Annotated in this window: 1 protein-coding gene; it reads left to right on the top strand. The window is 21.9% G+C overall.

Annotation, left to right across the window (positions count from 1 at the left end; translation table 11 throughout):
- The first annotated feature begins 62 nt into the window (after positions 1-62).
- A complete protein-coding gene (locus CCO88_RS09995) occupies positions 63-350 on the top strand; it encodes a type II toxin-antitoxin system RelE/ParE family toxin (protein ID WP_002782344.1) in 288 nt (95 codons plus the stop codon).
- The last annotated feature ends 491 nt before the right edge of the window (positions 351-841 follow it).

Raw genomic sequence — 841 nt, 5'->3', positions numbered from 1 at the left:
GCTTTAAATGATTATGAAAGCGGTAAGGCTAAATTAACGCCATTAGGCAGTGAGTGGCTGTAATGCAAATCCTAGAAAGCGATTTATTTACAAATGAATTAAATATTATTTTATCCTTTATTGTGAGAAAGGAAAGTATAAAAGTTAAAAACACTTTTAAAAATGATTTATACAAGGCTTTAAAAAAGCTTGATTTTATGCCTTATAAGTTTAGAAAGTCTTTAGCCTTTGATGATGAGAATGTAAGAGATTTTATATTTAAAGGTTATGTAATACCTTACAAAATAGACAAAGAAAAAGATTTAATTATTATCTTAGGTATTTATAAAGAAAACCTACCAAACTTTTAAAAAATTACTTTTTAAGCTTTTGAAAAAATGAGTTTAAGTTTCAAGCTAAAAAAGCTTAAAAAAATGAGAAAACTTAAATAAAAAAAGCGTGAAACATTCTATTTAAGCTAAATAAACTTAAATGACTTTAAAAATACCTTAATATAATTTTTAATAACTCCATAAAATAGGGTTTTAATGATGATATAAATAAATAAAGTTTGAAAAGTGTAGTTTTCAGATTTGGTTTAAGTTTTCAAAGGATATTTTTAAAATTCTATAACAAATAAAAAGGTAACTTAATAAAGGTAACTATTATAAAAATACTATAAAATGGGTATTTATTTTTAGTTATATATTTCAAGTCCTTTCATCCGCACCACAATTTAAAATTATATCTCCCTTAAATTAGCGCAATCGTCTTTTTCTTTACAAAATAAAAAATTTCATTTTGTTTTAAATTTTATTTCGATTTTTAGAAAATTAATCATTTTTATTAAAAAATTTGATAA

It is taken from the genome of Campylobacter coli LMG 9860 (genome assembly GCF_000254135.1).
Lineage (GTDB): Bacteria > Campylobacterota > Campylobacteria > Campylobacterales > Campylobacteraceae > Campylobacter_D > Campylobacter_D coli.
The sequence above is the reverse complement of the archived record's forward strand: the minus strand, read 5'-3'. Positions and strand labels throughout refer to the sequence as shown.

Excerpts from the sequence above, each read along its gene's own strand:
- CCO88_RS09995 (WP_002782344.1), top strand. The coding sequence starts at position 63 with ATGCAAATCCTAGAAAGCGATTTATTTACAAATGAATTAAATATTATT.